Annotated in this window: 20 protein-coding genes; 7 read left to right on the top strand and 13 right to left on the bottom strand. The window is 39.2% G+C overall.

Annotated elements, in window-relative coordinates; all coding sequences use genetic code 11:
- The first annotated feature begins 8 nt into the window (after positions 1–8).
- On the top strand, positions 9–518 hold the full coding sequence (locus HYG93_RS08115; RefSeq protein ID WP_120365561.1) for an ureidoglycolate lyase: 510 nt from the start codon (positions 9–11) through the stop codon (positions 516–518).
- A 215-nt stretch (positions 519–733) separates the two neighbouring features.
- Here the strand turns inward: HYG93_RS08115 and HYG93_RS08110 are convergent, their stop codons facing one another.
- The 5 genes from HYG93_RS08110 to HYG93_RS08090 all read right to left on the bottom strand — a co-directional run bounded on the left by HYG93_RS08110 (position 734) and on the right by HYG93_RS08090 (position 5203).
- Positions 734–2095 (bottom strand): nucleobase:cation symporter-2 family protein, encoded by a 1362-nt coding sequence (locus HYG93_RS08110; RefSeq protein WP_120365562.1) that lies wholly within the window; start codon positions 2093–2095, stop codon positions 734–736.
- 47 nt (positions 2096–2142) lie between these two features.
- The gene (gene uraH, locus HYG93_RS08105) at positions 2143–2463 is read right to left on the bottom strand and encodes a hydroxyisourate hydrolase (protein ID WP_120365563.1); all 321 of its coding nucleotides are present in this window, start codon (positions 2461–2463) and stop codon (positions 2143–2145) included.
- Complete coding sequence (gene uraD / locus HYG93_RS08100; protein WP_120365564.1) at positions 2460–2963, bottom strand: 2-oxo-4-hydroxy-4-carboxy-5-ureidoimidazoline decarboxylase; 504 nt, start codon at positions 2961–2963, stop codon at positions 2460–2462. The genes uraH and uraD overlap by 4 nt, the downstream gene beginning before the upstream one ends.
- A 140-nt stretch (positions 2964–3103) precedes the next feature.
- Entirely contained in the window at positions 3104–4069 is a 966-nt protein-coding gene (gene puuE / locus HYG93_RS08095) for an allantoinase PuuE (protein ID WP_120365565.1), read from the bottom strand.
- Positions 4070–4300: 231 nt separating this feature from the next.
- Complete coding sequence (locus HYG93_RS08090) at positions 4301–5203, bottom strand: LysR family transcriptional regulator (RefSeq protein ID WP_120365566.1); 903 nt, start codon at positions 5201–5203, stop codon at positions 4301–4303.
- A 104-nt stretch (positions 5204–5307) separates the two neighbouring features.
- Here HYG93_RS08090 and HYG93_RS08085 point away from each other — a divergent pair, with 104 nt between their 5' ends.
- The 3 genes from HYG93_RS08085 (at position 5308) to yddG (ending at position 7576) form a co-directional block, all read left to right on the top strand.
- On the top strand, positions 5308–5736 hold the full coding sequence (locus HYG93_RS08085; RefSeq protein WP_120363731.1) for a CidA/LrgA family protein: 429 nt from the start codon (positions 5308–5310) through the stop codon (positions 5734–5736).
- Between the two features lie 10 nt (positions 5737–5746).
- Entirely contained in the window at positions 5747–6439 is a 693-nt protein-coding gene (locus HYG93_RS08080) for an LrgB family protein (RefSeq protein ID WP_120365567.1), read from the top strand.
- Positions 6440–6643: 204 nt separating this feature from the next.
- A complete protein-coding gene (gene yddG, locus HYG93_RS08075; protein WP_178962282.1) occupies positions 6644–7576 on the top strand; it encodes an aromatic amino acid DMT transporter YddG in 933 nt (310 codons plus the stop codon).
- A gap of 82 nt (positions 7577–7658) precedes the next feature.
- On the opposite strand, the gene HYG93_RS08070 is transcribed toward yddG, so the two are convergent.
- A complete protein-coding gene (locus HYG93_RS08070) occupies positions 7659–9356 on the bottom strand; it encodes an NAD-dependent malic enzyme (RefSeq protein ID WP_120365569.1) in 1698 nt (565 codons plus the stop codon).
- A 648-nt stretch (positions 9357–10004) separates the two neighbouring features.
- Here HYG93_RS08070 and HYG93_RS08065 point away from each other — a divergent pair.
- Positions 10005–10442 (top strand): DUF2147 domain-containing protein, encoded by a 438-nt coding sequence (locus HYG93_RS08065; RefSeq protein WP_106984432.1) that lies wholly within the window; start codon positions 10005–10007, stop codon positions 10440–10442.
- 95 nt (positions 10443–10537) lie between these two features.
- Here HYG93_RS08065 and HYG93_RS08060 read toward each other — a convergent pair whose 3' ends face one another.
- From HYG93_RS08060 to HYG93_RS08050, 3 genes are read right to left on the bottom strand one after another with little or no spacing between them, the layout of a single operon-like run.
- Positions 10538–12031, bottom strand: a complete 1494-nt coding sequence (locus HYG93_RS08060) for an NADPH cytochrome P450 oxidoreductase family protein (RefSeq protein ID WP_120365570.1) — start codon at positions 12029–12031, stop codon at positions 10538–10540.
- Between the two features lie 10 nt (positions 12032–12041).
- Positions 12042–12632 carry a PepSY-associated TM helix domain-containing protein gene (locus tag HYG93_RS08055; RefSeq protein WP_120363727.1) on the bottom strand — a complete coding sequence of 197 codons (591 nt, stop codon included), beginning with the start codon at positions 12630–12632 and terminating at the stop codon, positions 12042–12044.
- Between the two features lie 27 nt (positions 12633–12659).
- On the bottom strand, positions 12660–14216 hold the full coding sequence (locus tag HYG93_RS08050; RefSeq protein ID WP_120365571.1) for a DUF2271 domain-containing protein: 1557 nt from the start codon (positions 14214–14216) through the stop codon (positions 12660–12662).
- 105 nt (positions 14217–14321) lie between these two features.
- Here HYG93_RS08050 and HYG93_RS08045 point away from each other — a divergent pair, with 105 nt between their 5' ends.
- A complete protein-coding gene (locus HYG93_RS08045) occupies positions 14322–15215 on the top strand; it encodes a DUF4198 domain-containing protein (protein WP_120363725.1) in 894 nt (297 codons plus the stop codon).
- A 188-nt stretch (positions 15216–15403) separates the two neighbouring features.
- On the opposite strand, the gene HYG93_RS08040 is transcribed toward HYG93_RS08045, so the two are convergent.
- The 4 genes from HYG93_RS08040 to HYG93_RS08025 all read right to left on the bottom strand — a co-directional run bounded on the left by HYG93_RS08040 (position 15404) and on the right by HYG93_RS08025 (position 19253).
- On the bottom strand, positions 15404–16291 hold the full coding sequence (locus HYG93_RS08040) for a DMT family transporter (protein WP_106984366.1): 888 nt from the start codon (positions 16289–16291) through the stop codon (positions 15404–15406).
- Positions 16292–16488: 197 nt separating this feature from the next.
- Positions 16489–16860, bottom strand: coding sequence for a hypothetical protein (locus HYG93_RS08035; protein ID WP_137287928.1), 372 nt, complete (start codon positions 16858–16860; stop codon positions 16489–16491).
- A gap of 237 nt (positions 16861–17097) precedes the next feature.
- On the bottom strand, positions 17098–18726 hold the full coding sequence (locus HYG93_RS08030) for a long-chain-fatty-acid--CoA ligase (RefSeq protein ID WP_120365572.1): 1629 nt from the start codon (positions 18724–18726) through the stop codon (positions 17098–17100).
- Between the two features lie 368 nt (positions 18727–19094).
- Complete coding sequence (locus HYG93_RS08025; protein WP_165382470.1) at positions 19095–19253, bottom strand: hypothetical protein; 159 nt, start codon at positions 19251–19253, stop codon at positions 19095–19097.
- 182 nt (positions 19254–19435) lie between these two features.
- On the opposite strand from HYG93_RS08025, the gene HYG93_RS08020 reads away from it, so the two are divergent.
- Positions 19436–20851, top strand: coding sequence for a PLP-dependent aminotransferase family protein (locus HYG93_RS08020; protein WP_120365573.1), 1416 nt, complete (start codon positions 19436–19438; stop codon positions 20849–20851).
- Positions 20852–20860 lie beyond the last annotated feature (9 nt).

Genomic DNA, 20860 nt, shown 5'->3' with positions numbered 1-20860 from the left:
TGATGAACATGACTTTTGATCTTCAAACAATTCACATCGAACCACTCACAAAGGCCAACTTTGCCGCTTTTGGTGAAGTCATCCAATGTGCAGAGCAAGATTTCTTCCATATCAATAATGCACATACAGAGCGCTATCATGCGATTGCTGTGACCCAAACAGACCAAGCTCAATCGGGCATTAGTATTTTTCGTAATATCAAATCTACGGTATTACCTTGTACAATCTGCATGTTAGAGCGCCATCCCTTAGGGTCTCAGGCTTTTATTCCTATGCATGGACAGATTTTTTTAATTGTTGTGGCCCCTGCTTTAGATGCCAACCAACCAGATCTAAGTCAGTTGCGTGCGTTTATCAGTAATGGTGAGCAAGGGGTCAATTATCATGCAGGTACATGGCATCATCCTCTTCTGACGCTTGAAGCACCCAGTCAGTTTGTGGTGATTGACCGTATTGGTACAGGGCAGAATTGTGATGTGATTCAATTTGCTACTCCAATTCAGCTCTGTACTACTTAGTAGCAAGAGCAAGGTTTTTTAAATTTATTCGTCATCTAAAACAAGCACTTTAGTGCTTGTTTTTTTATCTCAATTATCAGTTTTTAAAATATCTGTCGTTCTACGGCATCAACGTTACATATTCTAAAGTGCCTACCCAATTTTAGAACTCATAAAAAGCCCACAAAATGTGGGCTGTATTAAAGTGTTCGTTATGAATCTAGCGTATGACTACTTTAATATGGTGTTTTCACCAATGTTTTAGACACATTCACAGTCGCTTTGGGTTTAAAAAGACTGAGGTGGTTAAACACAATGTTCAGTAAAATTGCCATTACGCAAGTAGAGCTGATCCCTGAATGAAATAAGGTTTGCACCCATTTTGGAAAATTTGCATAGAAGGAATGATCAATAATTGGAATCATCCCTGCTGCAATTGCGGTCGCGACAATAATCAAATTCTTTTGTTCATTGTAGTCAATTTTAGCTAAGGTACGAATACCGCTGGCCGCTACTGTGCCAAACAGCACTAGGCCTGCACCGCCTAATACAGGCACAGGAATAGCTGCAATAAGGCGCCCCATAATAGGTAATATCCCAAGTACAACAAGAATTAGGCCTCCTGCTGCTACAACGAAACGGCTTTTTACTCCAGTAATAGCTACCAAGCCGACATTTTGTGCAAATGCGCTTTGCATAAATGACCCAAAGATTGGTGCGGCAGCACTCGACAACATATCTGCACGTAAACCATTGGTAATACGCTCTGCATCCACTTTTGTATCTACAATTTCCCCAACAGCAATAATGTCTGCAGTGGTTTCCGTCATAATCACCAAAGTGACAATCAGCATGGCAATAATCGCACTGAGTTCAAAGGTTGGCATGCCGAAAGCAAAGAAACTTGGGAACTGAATCCAACTGCCGCTTGCAACTTTAGAAAAGTCACCAAAACCAAAGGCATAAGCTAAAACTGTCCCTAAGATAATCGCCAGTAAAATAGATAAGCGACGAATAGTCGCATTACACGTTAAATTCAGCGCAATTACGATCGCTAAAGTTAAAAACGCTAAGCTAATGTTTTCTGCACTTCCCCATTCAGGCGCTTTGTTGTTGCCGCCCATCATCCAACGTACGGCAACGGGTAATAAAGACAGGCCAATGACGGTAATCACACAACCAGTCACAATAGGCGGGAAAAAACGGATAATTTTTGAAAAATACGGCGCTAAAAAGAAACCGATAAGTGAAGCGACAATCACTGCGCCATAAACTGCAGAAAGTCCACCACCCGTTGTCACAATCGCAATCATGGTGGCAACGCCCGCAAATGATACGCCTTGTACCAAAGGAAGCTGTGCGCCAATGTATTTCACGCCTATGGTTTGCAGTATGGTCGCCAAGCCACCGACAAACAGCGCAGCTGCAATCAATAAGCCGATTTGTGCCGCTTCTAAGCCCGCTGCAGTACCAATAATCAATGGTGGCGCAATAATACCTCCATACATGGTCAGCACATGCTGTAAACCGTATGCCAGGCTTTTGCCTGCACCTAAATATTCATGTTCTGGTGAAATGCTTTTTTCGTGTTCTGTCATTGTTATATTCCCCTATATTTTTCAACATTTATTTTCAATTGAAGCGCTTAACTGCCACGGTAAGTTGAATACGCAAATGGGCTGATCAGCAAAGGAATATGAAAATGCTGTGAGGCATCTTGTACATCAAAATGAATGACCACTTTTGGAAAAAAGGTCTGCAGTCCTAAAGCTTGAAAATAGGTTGCTGTAGAAAACTCTAAGCTGTAAGTGCCGGCGCTAAATTCGTTTAGTCCGAAGTCTGTAACCCGTCCATCTGCATTGGTGAATGCAGCGCCTAAGAGCTGCCCAGCGCCATTAAAAAGTTCAATTTTTACATTGGCTGCCGGTTTGCCCAACGTTGTATCTAAAATGTGGGAACTGATCATGCATTGAGCTCCTGCGTTAATCTTAATAAGGCAATTTCAGTCAGCTGCTGATGCACAATGCGCTTCTCTGTATCTGGATCATTCATTAGCCGGTAACGCAGTGCGTGCAGCACATCTTCACTGTTCAGGCCAGTAGCTTTAATTAAAAAAATGTAGCCGTACTTTTTTTCATAAGCGATATTGCCGGCCAAAAGCGCTTGCTGCATTTCTGCATCGTTGCAAATGCTGGCCTGCTCACGCTTAGAAAAATCCTGTTCTTGATCGCTTAAAGTGGCCTGTGCCTGTTTTTCACCTATACGCGGATGATTGTCTAAAGCGCTCTTAATTTCAGACCACTGCCAAGTTTTTGTCTGTTGTTTTGCCTGTATCAACAGGTCTTCAACAGATGCATAAGGTCGCTGCGCTGTTAGTTCACTGACCCAGCTTTTAATTTGCACACAGTGCTTTAAAAAAGATTTTGCATCCGATTCAGATGCTTGATTAAATTCAGCAAGTTGCACTGTTAAATCGCCTAAAAATTGAATATTTGTTCAAATTTTTATTTTGCAATATCAATGCCAAATCAGTTAAAAAATGAAATTTTGCTTTTTTAAAGCAAAAAAAATAGGAGCTAAACTCCTATTTTTTTAAATACTTATGATTAATTTTGGCGATGCGTTTTCTGCCAATGCAAAGCAATATCCCCACGTTTGCAAATCCACACTTTTTCGTGAGACTGTACATAATCTAAGAACCGTTGCAGTGCCTTAAAGCGCCCAGGCCGCCCTAAAAGACGGCAATGCATGCCAATCGACATCATTTTTGGAGCAGTTTCACCTTCGGCATACAACACATCAAAACTGTCTTTTAAATATTGATAGAAATGCTCACCCGTATTGAAACCGCCCGCTGAGCTGAACTTCATATCATTGCATTCTAATGTATACGGTATGATCAAATGCGGACGGCTTTGCCCTGCACTGTTCGTTAAGGTGCTCCAAAATGGCAGGTCATCGCCATAGTGGTCGCAATCATATTGAATTTGCGGAAACTCAGCCAGTAGCTGACGGGTATTTGGGCTGTCACGTCCGGTGTACCAGCCAATCGGTGCTTGACCAAACAGTGCTTCTAACACACTTATCGCCTGATCCATGTGCTGACGCTCAATCTCAATCGGCAGGTTTTGATAGTGTAGCCAGCGCTGCCCATGCGACACCACATCATAATTGGCTTCCTTAATCGCTTGTACCACATGCGGATTACGCGCCAGCGCCATGCCAACGCCAAAGATGGTCATGGGTAGCTGACGCTTTTGAAATTCTTCGTGAATACGCCAAAATCCAACTCTTGAACCATACTCATACATTGAATCCATCGACATGTGCTTGGCTGGAAAGCTTGCTGCACCAACAATTTCAGATAAAAACTGTTCTGAACCAGCATCTCCATGTTCGACGTGATTTTCGCCACCTTCTTCATAATTTAAAACAAACTGCACAGCAATGCGGGCTTGATCTGGCCACTGTGCAAGGGGGGGGGTTCCATGATAGCCAATTAAGTCTCTGGAATAGTCCTGCTGCTGAATTTCATCAATGAGCGCTTGTCCGCGCAAATAAGGTACTGACACTGGTATTTCCTAATTATCTATATCAAATAGTAAAAAATATTTAACTGAGTGCTAGCAATTAGTGCGCCAAGAATTCAATTTGCGTGATATGAATGCATCTTCTTAATCAGCAAGCTCGAAATAAGTGCTTTCTATGCATCAGAAAATTTCATGCCTCAAAATAAATCAAAGCATCTGCATCACTAATGCATTTCAGCATCAAAGGTAGTGCTATAAAACTGTATTCAGCCTTTAGAAAAAACTAATTTGTTCTAAATTTTCTTCGACTATTTCCAGCCATGCCCGCACAGCTGGGGTCATCGGAACAGTTCTGTTCCACGCCATGCTTAAAGTCCAGTTAATATGTGGCTCTTGTAAAATACTATAATTAAACTTTTCAGCACTGAGCTGTTCGCAATACTTTTCTGGCAGTAATGCAATTCCGACATCGGAATCCACCAGTTTGCTGATAAAGTCCCATTGACTGCTTTTACACACGACTTTGGGTTCAAAGCCCACATCATTGGCTGCTTTTAAAATAATTTGATTCAGCCTAAACGTATCATTAAATAGTAAAAAAGATTCTTCTTTCAGTTCAATTAATGACACGGTTTTCCGTTTGCCCCAGCCGGACTGCTTACGCGAGAGCAGACACATCGGGGAATCTACAATTGGAATACCGCTTAATGCAGGTTTGAGATGGCCTAAAATAATCCCAACATCTACTTTTCTAGCCAAAATAGCCGTTTCAATACTGGTTGCGCCGACTTCAAAAAAACTCAGTTCGATATTGGGATACAGCTTATGAAATTTTGCAATTAATCTACTAAACATAGATGAGCCTATCGGTGGTAAACCGATGCTTAATGAACCTTGTTTGAGTTGCTGGATGTTGGCGACAGATGCATACATTTGTCGCTGTTGCTCTAGCATCGACAACGCATGTTTATAGATTTGTTCACCAATGGCCGTTAAAGCGACATCACGTTTACGCCCAGCCTGCCCCTTGTGAAATAAAGATCCGCCGATTTCTTCTTCTAAGGCATCAATGATTTTACTGACCGTCGGCTGACTGACAAAAGATTCATCGGCTGCTTTTGAGAAACTTTGCAACTGCACAATATTCACAAAAACATTCAGGCTTTTCATGTCCATAATTAATTATTCAAAATATGCATAATTATTTTTCAATTATTCATAATTTGCCTATCTGGTCAATTTTAAAATAGTCCTCAGTTGTTTAGTACAGTCTGATCTCTATGTTTAATTTAGCTAAAATTCAGCATGCTTCTATTATTGCACTGCAGTTAGGACTGCTGACTGCGATTTGGTGGCTTGGCGCATGTATTCAGCAGTGGCTGAATTTGCCCATCTCTGGCGGCGTGATTGGATTACTGCTGGTTTTAGTTGCCTTGCTGTCAGGTGTAATGAGGCTAGATTGGATTAAAGCAGGTTCCAGCTTTATTTTGGGCGAACTGGTGCTGCTATTTATTCCTTGCGTTGTCGGCATTATGAAATATAAAGACTTATTTATTAGTCAAGGCTGGCAACTCGTTTTGAGTGTTGTCATTGGTACCATCATTGTGATGACCATTACTGCGCTCACTGTTGCATGGGGCTTTAAGATGGAAGCTGCTTGGACGAACAAACGCAGTGCTTTAAAAACACAGCCACAGCAAGGAAAATAAGGTTGATCACATGAATACTGTTTCAATTGTTTGCCTTTTTGCCACCATTGCAGGCTACTTATTGGGTAAAAAGTTTTATAAAAAATACCCACTGATTATTTTTGCACCTGGCATTTTTGTCCCTACGATTATTATCATTGTATTGGTGATGAGTGGCGTGAGTTATGAAACCTATATGCTGGATGCGAAATGGTTGATCTGGATGCTCGGCCCTGCAACGGTGGCCTTTGCACTGCCCATTTATGAATACCGAAAGCTAATTCAAAAGCATGCCTTTGCAATTTGTTTAGGCATTATTGTGGGTATGCTGGCGGGCATTGTGAGTTCTTTTTATTTGGCCAAATTATTCCAGTTTGATGCTGCCACATCTTATAGTTTAATGGCGCGCTCAATTTCAACGCCATTCGCGATGGAGCTGACCTCAAATATCGGTGGCTCAGTCGAATTGGTAATCGTATTCACCATGATTACCGGCACTGCTGGTGTGATGCTGGGTGATATGATTTTGGCAGCGCTAAAACTGAAATCACACTTTGCGCAAGGCGCATCTTTAGGAAATTCTGCGCATGGCTTTGGCACCAGTCACGCCTTTTCCCGTCATGCTGAAGAAGGTGTAGCAGCTTGTTTAACCATGGTGCTCGCTGGGGTATTTATGGTGCTGGCAGGGCCATTTTTAATCCGCTGGACAGTAGCTTTGCTCTAAGCAAAGATAATCAACTTTCATTTAAAAACTGTAGCATTTTATTTATATGTTGCAGTTTTTTTTAGTGATTATTTTTTTCAATATGTCTGTCCTTAAGTTAATCCACATCTTCTAAGCGCTTATTAGCCCAGCCCTCTGCAATTCAGCGTATACTGTTTGATTAAATTTCATATTTTTTGCGCATAGCGCAGCCTTGAGCAAGCAATGTCTAAAAATCTAGCTACCCTCATCGGTTTTAGTGCCATTTTGCAATGGTCTTCGATTGTCGGTCTGTTAAAAACAGTTAGTTTCAGTATTGGCCCAGACCTTGCCGTCACGTTTATGTACACGTTCAGTACTGTCATTTTGCTTTTGCTATTTCGTATTCCAAAACTGAAAGACATTCCACGTGGTTATTTAATTTCTGCAACGTTGCTCTTTCTGATCTATGAGCTGTGTTTTTCTTATGCGATTGCCTTAGCGCAAACAGCGCAACAAGCCATAGAAGTCAGTCTGGTCAATTATTTGTGGCAAAGTTTAACCATTGCCGCATTAATTGCCTTTAAAGAATTGAAATTCAATATTTTTGTAATGCTTGGCTTGGCAATTAGTCTCGGCGGTATTGTCGTTATGCAGGCGGGTGCGGGTGATTTTTCATGGGTTGCGGTTATTCAAAACGTGCAGACTAATCCTGCGAGTTATATTTTAGCGTTTATCGGCGCCAGCTTATGGTCTATTTATTGTGTTATTACCAAAAAATACAGCCAAGGCCACAATCCAATTGCGTTATTTTTCTTGGCTATTTCTATTGTGCTATGGCTAAAAATGTTCTTATTTCATGATTTTCAAGGGATTCCAGAGATTCATTTATCTACGGGTATTTGCATGCTACTGGTTTCAATTGTCACGGCATTGGGCTATGCCGCGTGGAATATCGGCATTATTAAAGGCAATATCACTTTATTGGTAACCCTTTCCTATTTTAGTCCGCTGTTTTCTTCCTTGCTGTCTATGCTGATTTTAGATACTGTGCTGTCCAATGAATTTTGGCATGGCGCCATATTGGTTACAGCTGGGTCATTTGTCTGCTGGATTTCAACAAATTGGGCAGATCTAAAACGAAAACTCAACTTTAAATCTAAAGCATTTAAAATTTAAGACATAAAAAAACAGCCATGATTTCATGGCTGTTTTTTATGATTGTGCATAGCAAGATATGCATCACAATTCAAAATTTTACTTAATAAGTCACGCGTTTGTATTCTCGATATTCTGGTGTCCAAAAATTTGCTTCAATTTTTTCACGAATCGTTTCTTCACTAACCCGTGGCGCAACACCATCATCCATAGCGGCAAGTGCAACACGCAACGCGATTATTTTAGAAATTTCTTGCAACTGATCTAAGCTTGGCAGTAAGTCTGCTGTTGGGTCTTGTAACTTTGGTGAGCATTCAGCCAAAGCATTACTGGTTGCCATGAGCATATTATCTGTAACCCGCTTAGCACGTGAGGCAATCACGCCAAGACCAATACCAGGGAAAATATAGGAGTTATTACACTGAGAAATATTAAATATTTGATCATGATAATTCACTGGTGCAAATGGACTGCCTGTAGCAATCAGTGCGCGCCCTTCAGACCATTGAATCACATCGGATGGAACTGCTTCTACCTGAGAAGTTGGGTTTGAAAGCGGAAATACAATTGGATTTTCACAATTGGCTGCCATTGTTTCAATAATTTCTTTAGTAAATAAGCCAGCTTGCCCAGACACCCCAATGAGCACAGTAGGTTTTGCATGTCGCACAACATCGAGCAAAGAAATCACATCGTCAGCTTGCGCCCAATGAGCAATGTGTTCAGGTTGCTGCGCCAATTTACGCTGGAAATTCAATAAATTTGGCTGATTTTCTGTAATAAGACCAAAACGGTCTACCATAAATACGCGCTGGCGAGCTTCAGCATCACTCAAGCCCTCTGCACGCATTTGTGCAACAATTTGTTCTGCAATACCACAACCTGCCGAACCTGCACCTAAAAATGCGATGGTTTGATCTTTCAATTTTTTATTTGATGCATGTGATGCTGCAATTAAGCTTCCGACAGATACTGCTGCAGTGCCTTGAATATCATCATTAAAACAACAGATTTTATTTCGATATTTTTCCAATAAAGGCATCGCATTTTTTTGTGCAAAGTCTTCAAACTGAATTAATGCTTCAGGCCAACGCTGTTGAATCGCATGAATGACCTTATCTACAAATTCGTAATATTCATCACCACTAATGCGCGGATGACGTAGGCCCATATACAATGGATCATTCAGCAATTGTTCATTATTGGTGCCCACATCGAGTGTGATCGGCAAAGTATAGGCTGGACTGATGCCACCACAAGCTGTATATAAAGACAACTTTCCAATAGGAATACCCATCCCACCAATGCCTTGATCGCCTAAGCCTAAAATGCGTTCACCATCTGTAATTACAATGACTTTTACATTTTTTCGATTTACGTTATGCAAAATTTGATCAACATGTTCACTGTCTGGATATGAAATAAAAACCCCGCGATGACGGCGGTAAATATCCGAGAAATGTTGGCAGGCATCGCCTACTGTTGGTGTATAAATGATCGGCATCATTTCTGTTAAATGATTTTCAATCAGATGATAAAACAGCGTTTCATTGGTATCTTGAATGTTACGCAAATAAATGTGTTTATTGATTGGGTCGCTAAAAGAACTGTATTGTTGATATGAGCGTTGGCTTTGTTCTTCAATATTTTCAATTACATGTGGCATAAGGCCATGTAAGTTAAATGCTTCACGTTCTTGCTCTGAAAAAGCTGAACCTTTATTAAGAAGAGGTAACTCAAGCAAAGTATTTCCAGCGTATGGAATATATAAAGGACGTTTGTTTCGATCTACACTAGACATTAAAAAAGCTCTTTTGAATCAACTTTAACAACTGGGTCAAAGTATCGCGGTTTTATCGTTTATTTGTATAGGATAGCTTAAAATAAGCGAACTTAGTCATTCATTAAATAAATACCTATTTGTCATTAATTTAACCGTCGAATAACGGTAATATTTTATTCTTCTATACCATTTATATTGGCCAAAGGTCTTTCATATCCTTAAAATAATGGGTTTTATGCTTTTTTATGCATACGATTTATAGTTATGAAAAAAATAACAATATATACCTTATTGTTATGTTTTGAATATAAACAATACAGCAACATTTTTGTCATAAATGTAGAACTATCTGTTTTAGCTATTATTATTTCTTGATAACAAGTTGTTAACTCACTCAAATACCACTCCAAGCTAAACAATATAAGTTAATGTTTAAGCTCAATATTTTAAAATATGAATGCCTACATTCCGCTACAATGTGTATAAATTTTGCAGAAGCCTTACACATATATATGTGTAATATTCATATTTAATCCCACTTTATTTTAGAAAATTAGGACTGTACTAGTTGCCCTAGCATATATTTACACTCTTCGATTGAAGGCTTTAAATTCTCTGGCTTGGGCAAATAGCCATCTTCAAGGAATGTATGAGGTTTTAATGATGATAAAAAAAATAGCCACTCTTCTTGGTTTATCTGCAATTTCAGCAATGACTTTGGCAGCCGATCCGCTCCATGGTACTAAATGGAAAACTATTGACGATCAAACCAAAAAGCCACTCTCTATTGTAGAGTTCCGCGAAGCACCAAATGGCGCACTTACAGCTAAAATTGTAGATGTGTTCACCCCAGGTGAGGCTGAAAGTTGTGCGAAATGTGTAGGGAAATTTCACAACAAACCCTTGAAAGGGGTTCAAATCGTTTCTGATTTAAAAAATACCGGTAAGAATAGCTATGATGGCGGTAAAATTACTGACCCTAAAAATGGTAAAACATATAGCTTTAATGCCAAACTTTCAAATGATGGCCAAACATTAAATGGCCGTGGTTATATTGGTGTTTCTGCGCTAGGGCGTAGCCAAACTTGGGTTCGTGCGAATTAATCCTTCAGCACATAAAAAAATGGCTCTGATGAGCCATTTTTTTATTTTTAAGCCTTATATTTGCTTAAGTACTACTCGCCTGAATTAGGCATTAGTTAATAAACATCACGTTTATAGCGTTGCTGTTGTTTTAACTGTGCTAAACCTTCTACACCTAGTACCTCAATTAATGCTTGTTCTACACCTTGCGCCATCCCATGTAAACTGCCACAAATATATAGCGTTGCATCCTGCTCGACCCAATTTTTGAGTTGTGTCGACTTTGCAATAATTACATCTTGTACATAAGATTGCGCTTCCCCGTCCCGAGAATAAACCCGATCAAGTTGTGGTAAATAACCTGCATCTTCTAAAGTACTCAATTCTGCATTGCAAATTGCATCATACTGTTGTTGTCGTTCACCAAAAATCAACCAATTTTGCTGATAACCCCACGCTTGACGCTGTTGTAAATGTGCCATTAAACCTGCTAAGCCAGAACCATTCCCAATAAAAATGCATGGTGTATCTTGCATCTTCAAATGGAAACTTGGGTTGTGACGTATAGATGCTCTAAGCGTTTCATCAACTTGTAAATCTTGCGTTAATAAACCTGATCCCAGACCTAAACCTTGATTTCCTATTTCTTGGCGGACAATTAAATCTAATGTCCCATGTGTTGGAATACTGGCAATTGAGTATTCGCGAATGGGTAAATCTATAAGATGATTAATCCATGACTCGATACTTTGTTTTGTACTTTGCTCTGTCGTTTGCAAAACATAGTTAGGAGCATTTTTAAGATTTTTAAATCGTAAAGCTTCAAGATGTGTAGCATTTAAATGCGACTGTTCATTTACAAAGGATTTTAAGGCTTGATTGCTATTTGCACATTGAATTTCAATAATATCACCTGCATGCCATTCAACCTGCTGAGCGACTTGGAAGCTTAAAAAATATAATCCAGTGCCTTGACTGCCTGCATTGAGTAAAGATCGGGATTTAAGATGTATATCAATCCAGACTTTTCCCGTTGCCGTATGTTTTAGCTCGGTTTGTGTAAATTGACTTAACTGTGTATGCCATGCAGTTAAATCTGCATTTGCCAATTGATCCACACAAACTAAATCAAAAGCAGGCTGAGCTTGTTGCTGATTCAACCACGTTTGCACGCGTTGGCCAAAAGCACAAAAATTACGATAACGACGGTCACCAAAAGCCAGAATTGCAAAAGTTTGATGTGATAAATCTAAAGTCAGTTGGCTTAATTGATGCTGAAAGCTTTGAGCACTATCAGGAGCATCACCTTCGCCATAGGTGCTGACAAACCATAAAGTTTGCTGTACTTGTTTCAGTTGATCAGCTGTTAAATCTTGAATATTAATACAAACACAATGTTCACCCGCTTGTTGTAGCTGTTCAGCAGTATGTTTTGCATAATTCTCAGCATGACCAGACTGGCTAGCATAGATGATTAAATAAGTATGATCATGAATCTGATCGGCTTTCGGCTGTGTAAGTCGGCTATAAATCAACACACAAATATAGACCAAACATAACAATAACAAGCAAGTCAAAATTGTTAGAAGCAGTGCTACTGCAGAAGTCATCACACTGTCCTTAAATTGCAGTCCATATTAATAAGATAAACAACGCCAAACTACTCGCAGTTAACAGCAAGTGTGTGAGCAAACGCGTTTTAATACTTAAAAATAAAATAAAGCCGGCAATGGACAATAATAAAATAACAACCGAAGCAACATCGATAAACCAATGCCATGCTGTGCCTGCATTTTTACCGCGGTGTAAATCATTAATGAGAGATACAGTTGATGCAGGCTTTGAAGTGACTTCTACTTCGCCAGTGTCTAAGATTGCCCAAACATCCGTTTCGCCAGCAGGACTTTCGAGACGGATCATCACTTCACCATCCATCACTTCGCTACTTTTATAACGTCCGACGACAGTACTGTGTGCACGAACATAGTCCAATAGTGCGGTACTTGGGTTTTCTTGATCAAGCAATTGTTGGCTTACAGTATTAGGTAACTGTAATTTGACTGGTGCTTCTTCTGGTGCGGGTTTAAACCAATCTGGATTATTTAAAAATAAGCCAGTGAGAGCAAAAAAGAAAAGTGCAATAAATGCAAATGCAGAAAGCCAGCCATGCACATAGCGTGCATGGCGGTAAAAATCACGTTGTTGGTACACTGTTTAAAACCTTAAACTCAATCCGCGTTAATGCGCTTTTTGGAAACTCATTTTGACTGCGCCAATTTCGGTTTGAGCAGGCAAAGATTGTGTAGATGCTTTAGATTTTACATTCAAATCGAGTGTTTGATAACCATGGTCACCATGTTCACGTGAGGTTTCAATATGAACAATATAACTACCAGCAGCTACAGTTTTTCCGTGGTCATCTTTACCATCCCAAGCCAGTTTGTAGTTACCTGGTTGACGTGAAGGTTTAGCAACTGCATCCAAATTTGTCATTTGACGACCATAACGGCGCCACCAAACATAGTTTGAATTAATCCACTTCTCATCTTTGCCCCATACTGCAAGGGTACGGACTAATTTTTTATTTTCATCCGTCACCCAAACAGATACGTAAGGCATACGATATTTTTCAACATTAATTTTTGGAATTGTTAAGTCAATTAAGGCTTGATAACCTGCTGGCCATTTTGCTGATGCGCCTGCAGCAACTGTCAACATTTCAGGGCGAGTATCGGTTTGTAGCAAGTGATTCCAGCCTGCACTTTGATAAAACTGACCATTACTCATGGTGAGCTTAGCTTCATAGCCAACAAGGCTTTCCACCAAAGCCATACCATCTTCAGGTGACATCGCAGTCAATGCTGTTGCCAACGCATCAGCGTCTGCAGCACATGTACCAACAACCACACATTGTTCAACGTGTTGCAGTGCTAAACCAGTATTTGGGTCTAATAAATGGCTTTGACCAGCGACATCACGATAGCCCTTACCACTGAAGGCAACAGCATGATCACGTAGTTTTAAAACTTCTGATGGAACGGCTAAATCATGATGATTAAACGCATCTTGTACACCAATGCTCCAACCATCTTTTTGTGGCGCATTACCCCACACACGCATGTCACCACCAATATCAATCAAAAGACCTTCAATATTGGGCACTTTGCTACGTGCTGCCAGCATTGCACGGTCAATGATATAACCTTTTGCATAGGCATCTGGTGCAAATTTTACAGCGTGTTGAATAGCAACAGTCTGTTGTGCTGCATCTAATGTTACGCTGTCTGGTTTCATTAATTCGCTAGTAATGGCTACGCGAGTTGATTCGTCAACTTTATGAATGCCTTGGGCTTTTTCCCACATTGCAATCAGTTCACCTAGTCGTGCATCAAATGCACCACAGCTTTTGGCACGCCATGCTTCACAAGCTGCAATCACTTCAAATAATTCAGGTGAAACTTGCGCCGATTTTTTTGCATTTAATGCAGATATTTCGCTGTCAGAACGCCATACAGAAAGTTTTTTATCTAACTGTACAATTTCTGCTTCAATGGCATCTAAAGCTAATTTTGCATCTTGTTTATTCGTTCCTGTGACAACAACATCAAGTGATGTGCCCAGTACATAGTCACGATGAAAACGATGTGTTTGTGATACATCTGGCTGGTTCAGTTGGGGGCTTTGCACCAGATCTGTTGCGTTGGTCTGCAGTGGAGAAATCAGGGCCAGTGCCATAACCAGTGGGGTTAGATTAAACACTTTTTTATGCAGTTTTTTGTTCTCAGCGAATGGCATGCTGAATCTCCAAAATATTTTTATAGCATCTTATTGATATTGATAACGGTTATCAAGTAGATTAGCGCACATTGAAGATAAATAATTTTTAAACTGGAGAATTCGATGAATAATTGGTTAAAAATCGCTTTAGTTGCGTCTTTACCTGTACTTGCGAACGCACATACAGCAAGCCCGTTTTTACTTCCTGACACATTTGATACAACATCATCGAATGTAACTTTTCAAAGTGCAATTACCATCGAAAAATTCTTTGCACCATCTATGAATTTTAAAACGACTTACGTTGTGACCAATCCAGATGGCAAAACAGTTGCGATTAATCCAGCAACAAGCTTAAAACGCTTCAGTATTGCGGAATTTGATTTACCATCTGAAGGTACATACCGTATTCGTACACAAGACGCGACTGGCAATAGCACAAAATATGCATTGATTGATGGTCGTTGGTTACGTGTCCGTCCAGTGCGTAATCCACAAAATGCACCTGCTCGCCCTGCGCCAGAAAAAGCGCCTGAACAAGCAAAAGCACCTGCAACTACACCAGCTCAACCACCTCGTATGATTGCCGCAGATCAAGTGCCAGAAAATGCACAAATTTTAGAAGCAACGAACACATTTATTGCTGAAAGCTTTGTGACTAAAGGTAAACCAACAGCAATTCCAGCCGTGACCAACAAAGGCTTTGAAGTTAAACTTATTACTCATCCAAATGAATTATTTTCAGGTGAATCCCTAAAAGCACAAGTGCTCTATAACGGCAAAGCTGTACCAGATTTAGAAGTTGATGTGTACAAAGGTGCAAGCACTTACGAGCCTAATGCAAAACGTGAATTACCTCATGTGCTCACCAATAAAAAAGGCGAATTTGAAATTAAATTTGATAAAGCAGGTATTTATTTAATTTCAGCATCTCATCCTGAAGCAAATACAGATAACACCAAAAAACCAAATACTGAAAATTTCACTTATGGTTTAACTGTTGAAGTTGCTGAATAATTTGTACATAGCACCTTAATTTCAAAATATAAAAAGCACATCTTTCGAGATGTGCTTTTTCTTTGCTTTCATAAAATAAGATTATTTACTTAGCACTTTTAATTTCAAAATGTATGGCCTTTCTTAGCTCAAATAGCTTTTGACTAAGGACTTATCCACCATAACTATATGGAGCCAAATAAATAGACTTAGGCCCATATCACCATGATGGCAGCAATCACGACCAATAAAAGCCCCCAGTGATCTGTACGAGCAAGCTTTTCTTTAAAGAAAAAGGCGGAAATAAGTAAGCTAAATAGCACTTCTATTTGCCCAAGTGTTTTAACAATCGCCACTGACTGCATACTCATGGCTGTAAACCAACCTAGCGATGCCAAAAAGCTACACACACTAACTTTAAATGTCAGTCCAATTCGCTCATACATGGCCACTAGCGTTTTTCGACTAAACAAAACCAAATACAGCAACATAATTAAACACTGAAAACCGATCACACATAGCAAAACCCAAGAAGCGCGATGTAAAAATGGTAAGGCTGTCAGTTCTAAACTGGCTTCGCGGACTAACAACGATGTAATGGCAAAACATAAACCACTGCCAACACCAATGAGCAAAGTAGGTACAGATAAGCTTTTTAGCCCCTGACCTTTACTGAGTAAAAATACGGCAATACCGCCTATGAGTACGCCAATCCATGCAAAAAAACTCAGATATTCCTGTAAAAATATCACGCTAATCAGTGCTGCTAATATAGCTTCGCTTTTAGCCAGACCAACACCAATCGCATAATTTTTTTGCTTAAATAGCATGACCATTAAAATGGTGGCTAAAATTTGGCTGCAACCTGCAAAAAAGATATAGAGCCAAAATTTAGAGGTAAATTCCGCATGTACAGTGATGGGATGGGCTTGGTACAACCAAAAGATATACGCGCCAGCAAAAGGAAAACCAAATAAGAAACGTGCCAGTGTCACGCCATAAACATCTACAGTACTGCTGAGTTGTTTTTGAAATGCGTTACGCCAAGACTGCATAAATGCAGCCATTAAAGTAAAAAGGATCCAGCTGGAGAACATGAATATTCCAATGGCGGGAGTGTTTAAAGAGAGTCTTTAATCTACGCCTATTTACACCAATTTTCGAGTTGCAACGGCTATTTAACCTATTGAAGTTTTTTATTGATTGCTCAAAATATCGTTATTATTCATGCTTCATTTGAATAACTTAAAACTTAAACCTAAGGTTTCTATCGCCAGCTCATTATCGAAATGTATTATTTGGGGAAACGAATAACACTGTTATCTACATAGACTTCAATTTCAGTAATATTTCGCGTGTAGCACCCACCCATCATGTATTTTGAAATTTGGCCATAAGTATAAAGTTCAACGGGTTTGTTGTCAGGCAGTACCAGACATGCCCCCTTATTGATGACAACTTTATGAATCAATATAGGTTTTTCTGAGATAGATTGTACTTCTATCATAGAATTTGGGCTAAACGAATACTGTTTTTGAAGGTCATAGGCATGAACAATAATGGGGTCCTGTTTGGTTTTTGCTTTTGTTTTAGCAAAACTTGATGTACTGATACAGACAAAACAGCACATCATGATGAGTTGCGAAATAGTATTGAAGTAATTCATATTTTTATTCTTAATTTTAGTTATCTGAATATACATTGAATTGGAAAATCAATTCTTTATGCTTTTAACAGTAGGTTTAGATCTTACAATAAAATTTAAAATTTAAACTTTAAAAAAACTGCAAACTTCACCAAGCCTAATTCAATAATTTTCATGGTGAAATATTAATAAATCACAATGCCATACCAAGGGGTATAGCATTGTGGGCTTAGATTAAATGCGTAATTTTGGCACTACTTAAGTACTTAGTAGCACTTTACCAAACTGCTCACGCAAATCTTTTTTCAGCATTTTTCCAGTACCACTTAGTGGAATGCTCTCTACAAAAATTACTTTATCTGGAATTTGCCATTTTGCTACCTTATCGGCATAAAAATCAAGAATCTCTGATTCATTTAAATCTACATCCGGCTTTTTAATTGCAATTAAAATAGGTCGTTCATCCCATTTTTCATGCTCTGCCGCAATCACAGCCGCCATCGCAATTTTAGGATGCCCCATGGCTAGATTTTCTAAATCAACAGATGAAATCCATTCACCACCAGATTTAATTAAATCTTTAGAGCGGTCACTAATTTTAAGGTAGCCATCTTCATTTAAGGTTGCAATATCACCCGTATCAAACCAACCATCACTAGTTAAGACACTGTTTTCTTTAGCAAAGTAGTTTTTGATAATCCAATGACCTTTGATTTGTAAATTGCCTGTGGTTTCACCATCACGGCTGACTTCATGGGTCCCATTTTCTTCATCGGTAATTCTTAAATCGACACCAAATGGTGGACGACCTTGAGAAAGACGAACCTGCAATTTTTCTTCGTCAGATAAGCCCATATGCTTGGCTTTAAATTGGTTGGCAGAACCTAAAGGACTGGTTTCCGTCATTCCCCAAGCATGGATGGTTTCACAGTTAAACTGATCTTTAAATGCTTTTAGCATCGCAGGTGGGCAAGCCGATCCCCCCACCACATTACGGCTTAAGCTTGTAAGCTGGCTACCTGATTGTTGCGCTGCATTAATGAGACCTTGCCAAATGGTTGGTACGCCTAAGGCAACACTCACTTTATAGCGATCAATTAAACCCACTAAGCTTGCACCGTCTAAGCCTGGCCCTGGCAGTACCAAGGTACAGCCTGCCATCGCGGCTGCATAAGGCGTTCCCCAAGCATTGACATGAAACATTGGCACAACTGGCATCATGACATCACGTGCAGAGATATTTAAGGAATCTGGCATGCTAATCGCGTAGCTATGTAATACAGTTGAGCGGTGGCTATACAGTACGCCTTTTGGATTACCTGTAGTGCCTGATGTGTAGCACAATGAGCTGGCGCTAAGTTCATCAATCACGGGCCATGTAAATTGTGCAGAATGACCTGCAATTAACTCATCATAAAATAAAACATCTGGAATGGCTTCACGTACAGCATCATCAGGTGCATCTAAGCAAATATAATGTTCTACACTTTTTAGTAAGGGCTTAACGGCTTTAATCAGTGGTAAAAATGTTTTATCAAATAAAAGCGCTTTATCAGCTGCATCATTAATAATAAATACCAATTGCTCTGGGAAAAGTCGTGGATTAATGGTGTGACAGACCAACCCACTCCCCGAAATGGCATACCACGATTCTAAATGTCGATGGTTATTCCATGCGATCGTAGCGACACGATCACCTAAAATAAAACCAAAGGATTGTAATACTTGGGCAAAGCGTTTGGAGTTATCGTGTATTTGTCCCCACGTCGTTTCAGTAATACTTAAATCGGTATTTTTTGAAATGACTAAACTGTCCGCATGATAACGTCCAGCATGTTCAATCATGCTACTAATCAGTAGTGGCTGAAACATCATATTTCCAAGCATGCTGTGCTCCTTATGCTATGTTGTTATTTCCATTTGCCCATCATTGGGTTTTATATTTCAGTGATTTTTATATAAGTTCGTCAGTCAAAATACGTCGCTATGCATTTTGCTCAGTTTTATATTTAACTTAGTTTATTCATTTTGACTAGCTTTTTTGCAAAAGTGTGCAAGTGCTTATTTGCGTAACTATTTTTAAATTAGAATAGAGCGTTTGAAAATGATCTTTTACACCAATTTAATGTCTGAAAATCTCATTGAGTAAAAAATTTAGCTAAAAATAGGCAACTAAAAAAAAGCTCAACACTATTGAGCTTTTTTAGCAGAATGAGAGCACGTTAAAAATGATTATGCAGGCTTAATGGTTTTGTTTAGCCCATATTAATTTTGTCTGCATTCACTGCAATCGCAACACCAAGGCAAAATAAACCTGCATAAATCGCAAACCAAATAATCATATTTTTAAAAGCTTTGTCTGAAAGACTGCTATCCGCATACTGTGGTGCTTTATCTTGGGGCTTTTGATTCATAGACTCACCTGTAAACTCAATGAAGTGATAACTCATTATGAAAGCCAACAATCCCTTGGGCTAGATACAGAAATACATTAAAAAAATATAACAGTTAAGTTTAATTGGCATTAAATCCCTTTAAATATATTAAAAATAAGTTATTTTAGTTAAATTATAGATACAGATATTTAGGCTGTAGCATGTTTAAGTCTGAAAAATTAGCCCATAGCATTGAGCAATTTATTGAAAATGGTCAGTGGAAAACCCACGAGAAACTGCCTTCTTTACGTGAGCAAGCCCAACTTTCGGGTTATAGCCTTATTACTGTTTTAAATGCTTATCAAATACTTGAAGCTAAAGGCTTAATTTATGCCAAAGATAAGTCGGGATACTATGTTTCTCAGCCTAAATCTGTCATACACCCACCGCTTACTCAGATGCAACACAGCAAACAAATTCAGATTAACTCTACGGTTTTTCGTTATTTAAAAAGTATACAGCACAGCGATATATTGCCTTTTGGTTCAGCCTTTCCAAACCCTGAGCTTTTGTATAACCCTAAATTTATGCAACTTTTAGCACAGCATGCAAAACGTAAGCATAGCTATTTAAACAGTGACAATATGCCACCAGGCAATCATGCATTACGTCAAATCATTGCAAATCGCTATATTTTACAAGGTGTGCAATGCGAAACAGATGACATTGTCATTACATCAGGAGCTTTAAACGCTCTTAATTTGGCCTTAGAGGCTCTCACACAGCCTGGGGATTTTATTTTATTACAAGACACCGTGTTTTATGGTGCATGGCAAGCAGCTGAACGCTTAGGTCTAGAAGTGGTCACCATTCCTACAGATGCCGAACATGGTTTTGATCTTGTTGCCTTTGAACAAGCGCTAAAACAGTACCCGATTAAAGTCTGCTGGCTCATGTTGAATGTGCAAAACCCAGTGGGCTATACAGTGCCAAATTCGATTAAGCAAAAAATTGCAGATCTTTTACATCACTATCAAGTGTATTTGATTGAAGATGATGTCTATGCAGAATTAAGCTACGGCAAACATAAACCTTTACCCATGACTTATTTTGATCGACATCAACGTGTATTACATTGCTCTACTTTTTCCAAAACACTCGGTATGGGCACACGTGTAGGCTGGGTTCATGCTCGTCAATTTTCAGATGCGATTCAACATTTGCAACTTATGAGTACAGTTTCAGTGAGTCCCTTGGTGCAAAATGCCTTAGTCGACTTTTTGTCACACCATCATTATGAAAAACATTTACGTCATTTGCGTAGTCGTTTAGCTCAGTACAAACAAGTATTTTATGATTATTTAGCGCAGCATTTACCTGTAGATTGCCAAATTCATTTTTTTGCCAGCGGTTATTTCCTCTGGATTGAACTAGCCCAACACTGTGACAGCTTTAAAATTTATGAAAATCTTTTAAAACAAAATATTGGCATAGCACCTAGTGTTTTGTTTCGGCTAGAAAAAAGCACACAAAATTATATCCGTCTGAACTGTTCCTTTGAATGGAACGATACGATGAAATATGCTATGCAACAATTATGTCTATCCATACATCAACATAGTGAATTGCGTTCCTAAATTTTGACT

The sequence above is a fragment of the Acinetobacter sp. SwsAc6 genome, from assembly GCF_013391565.1.
In the GTDB taxonomy this organism is placed as follows: Bacteria; Pseudomonadota; Gammaproteobacteria; order Pseudomonadales; family Moraxellaceae; genus Acinetobacter; species Acinetobacter cumulans.
Note: the sequence above shows the minus strand (reverse complement) of the source record. Positions and strands in the feature narration are given on the sequence as shown.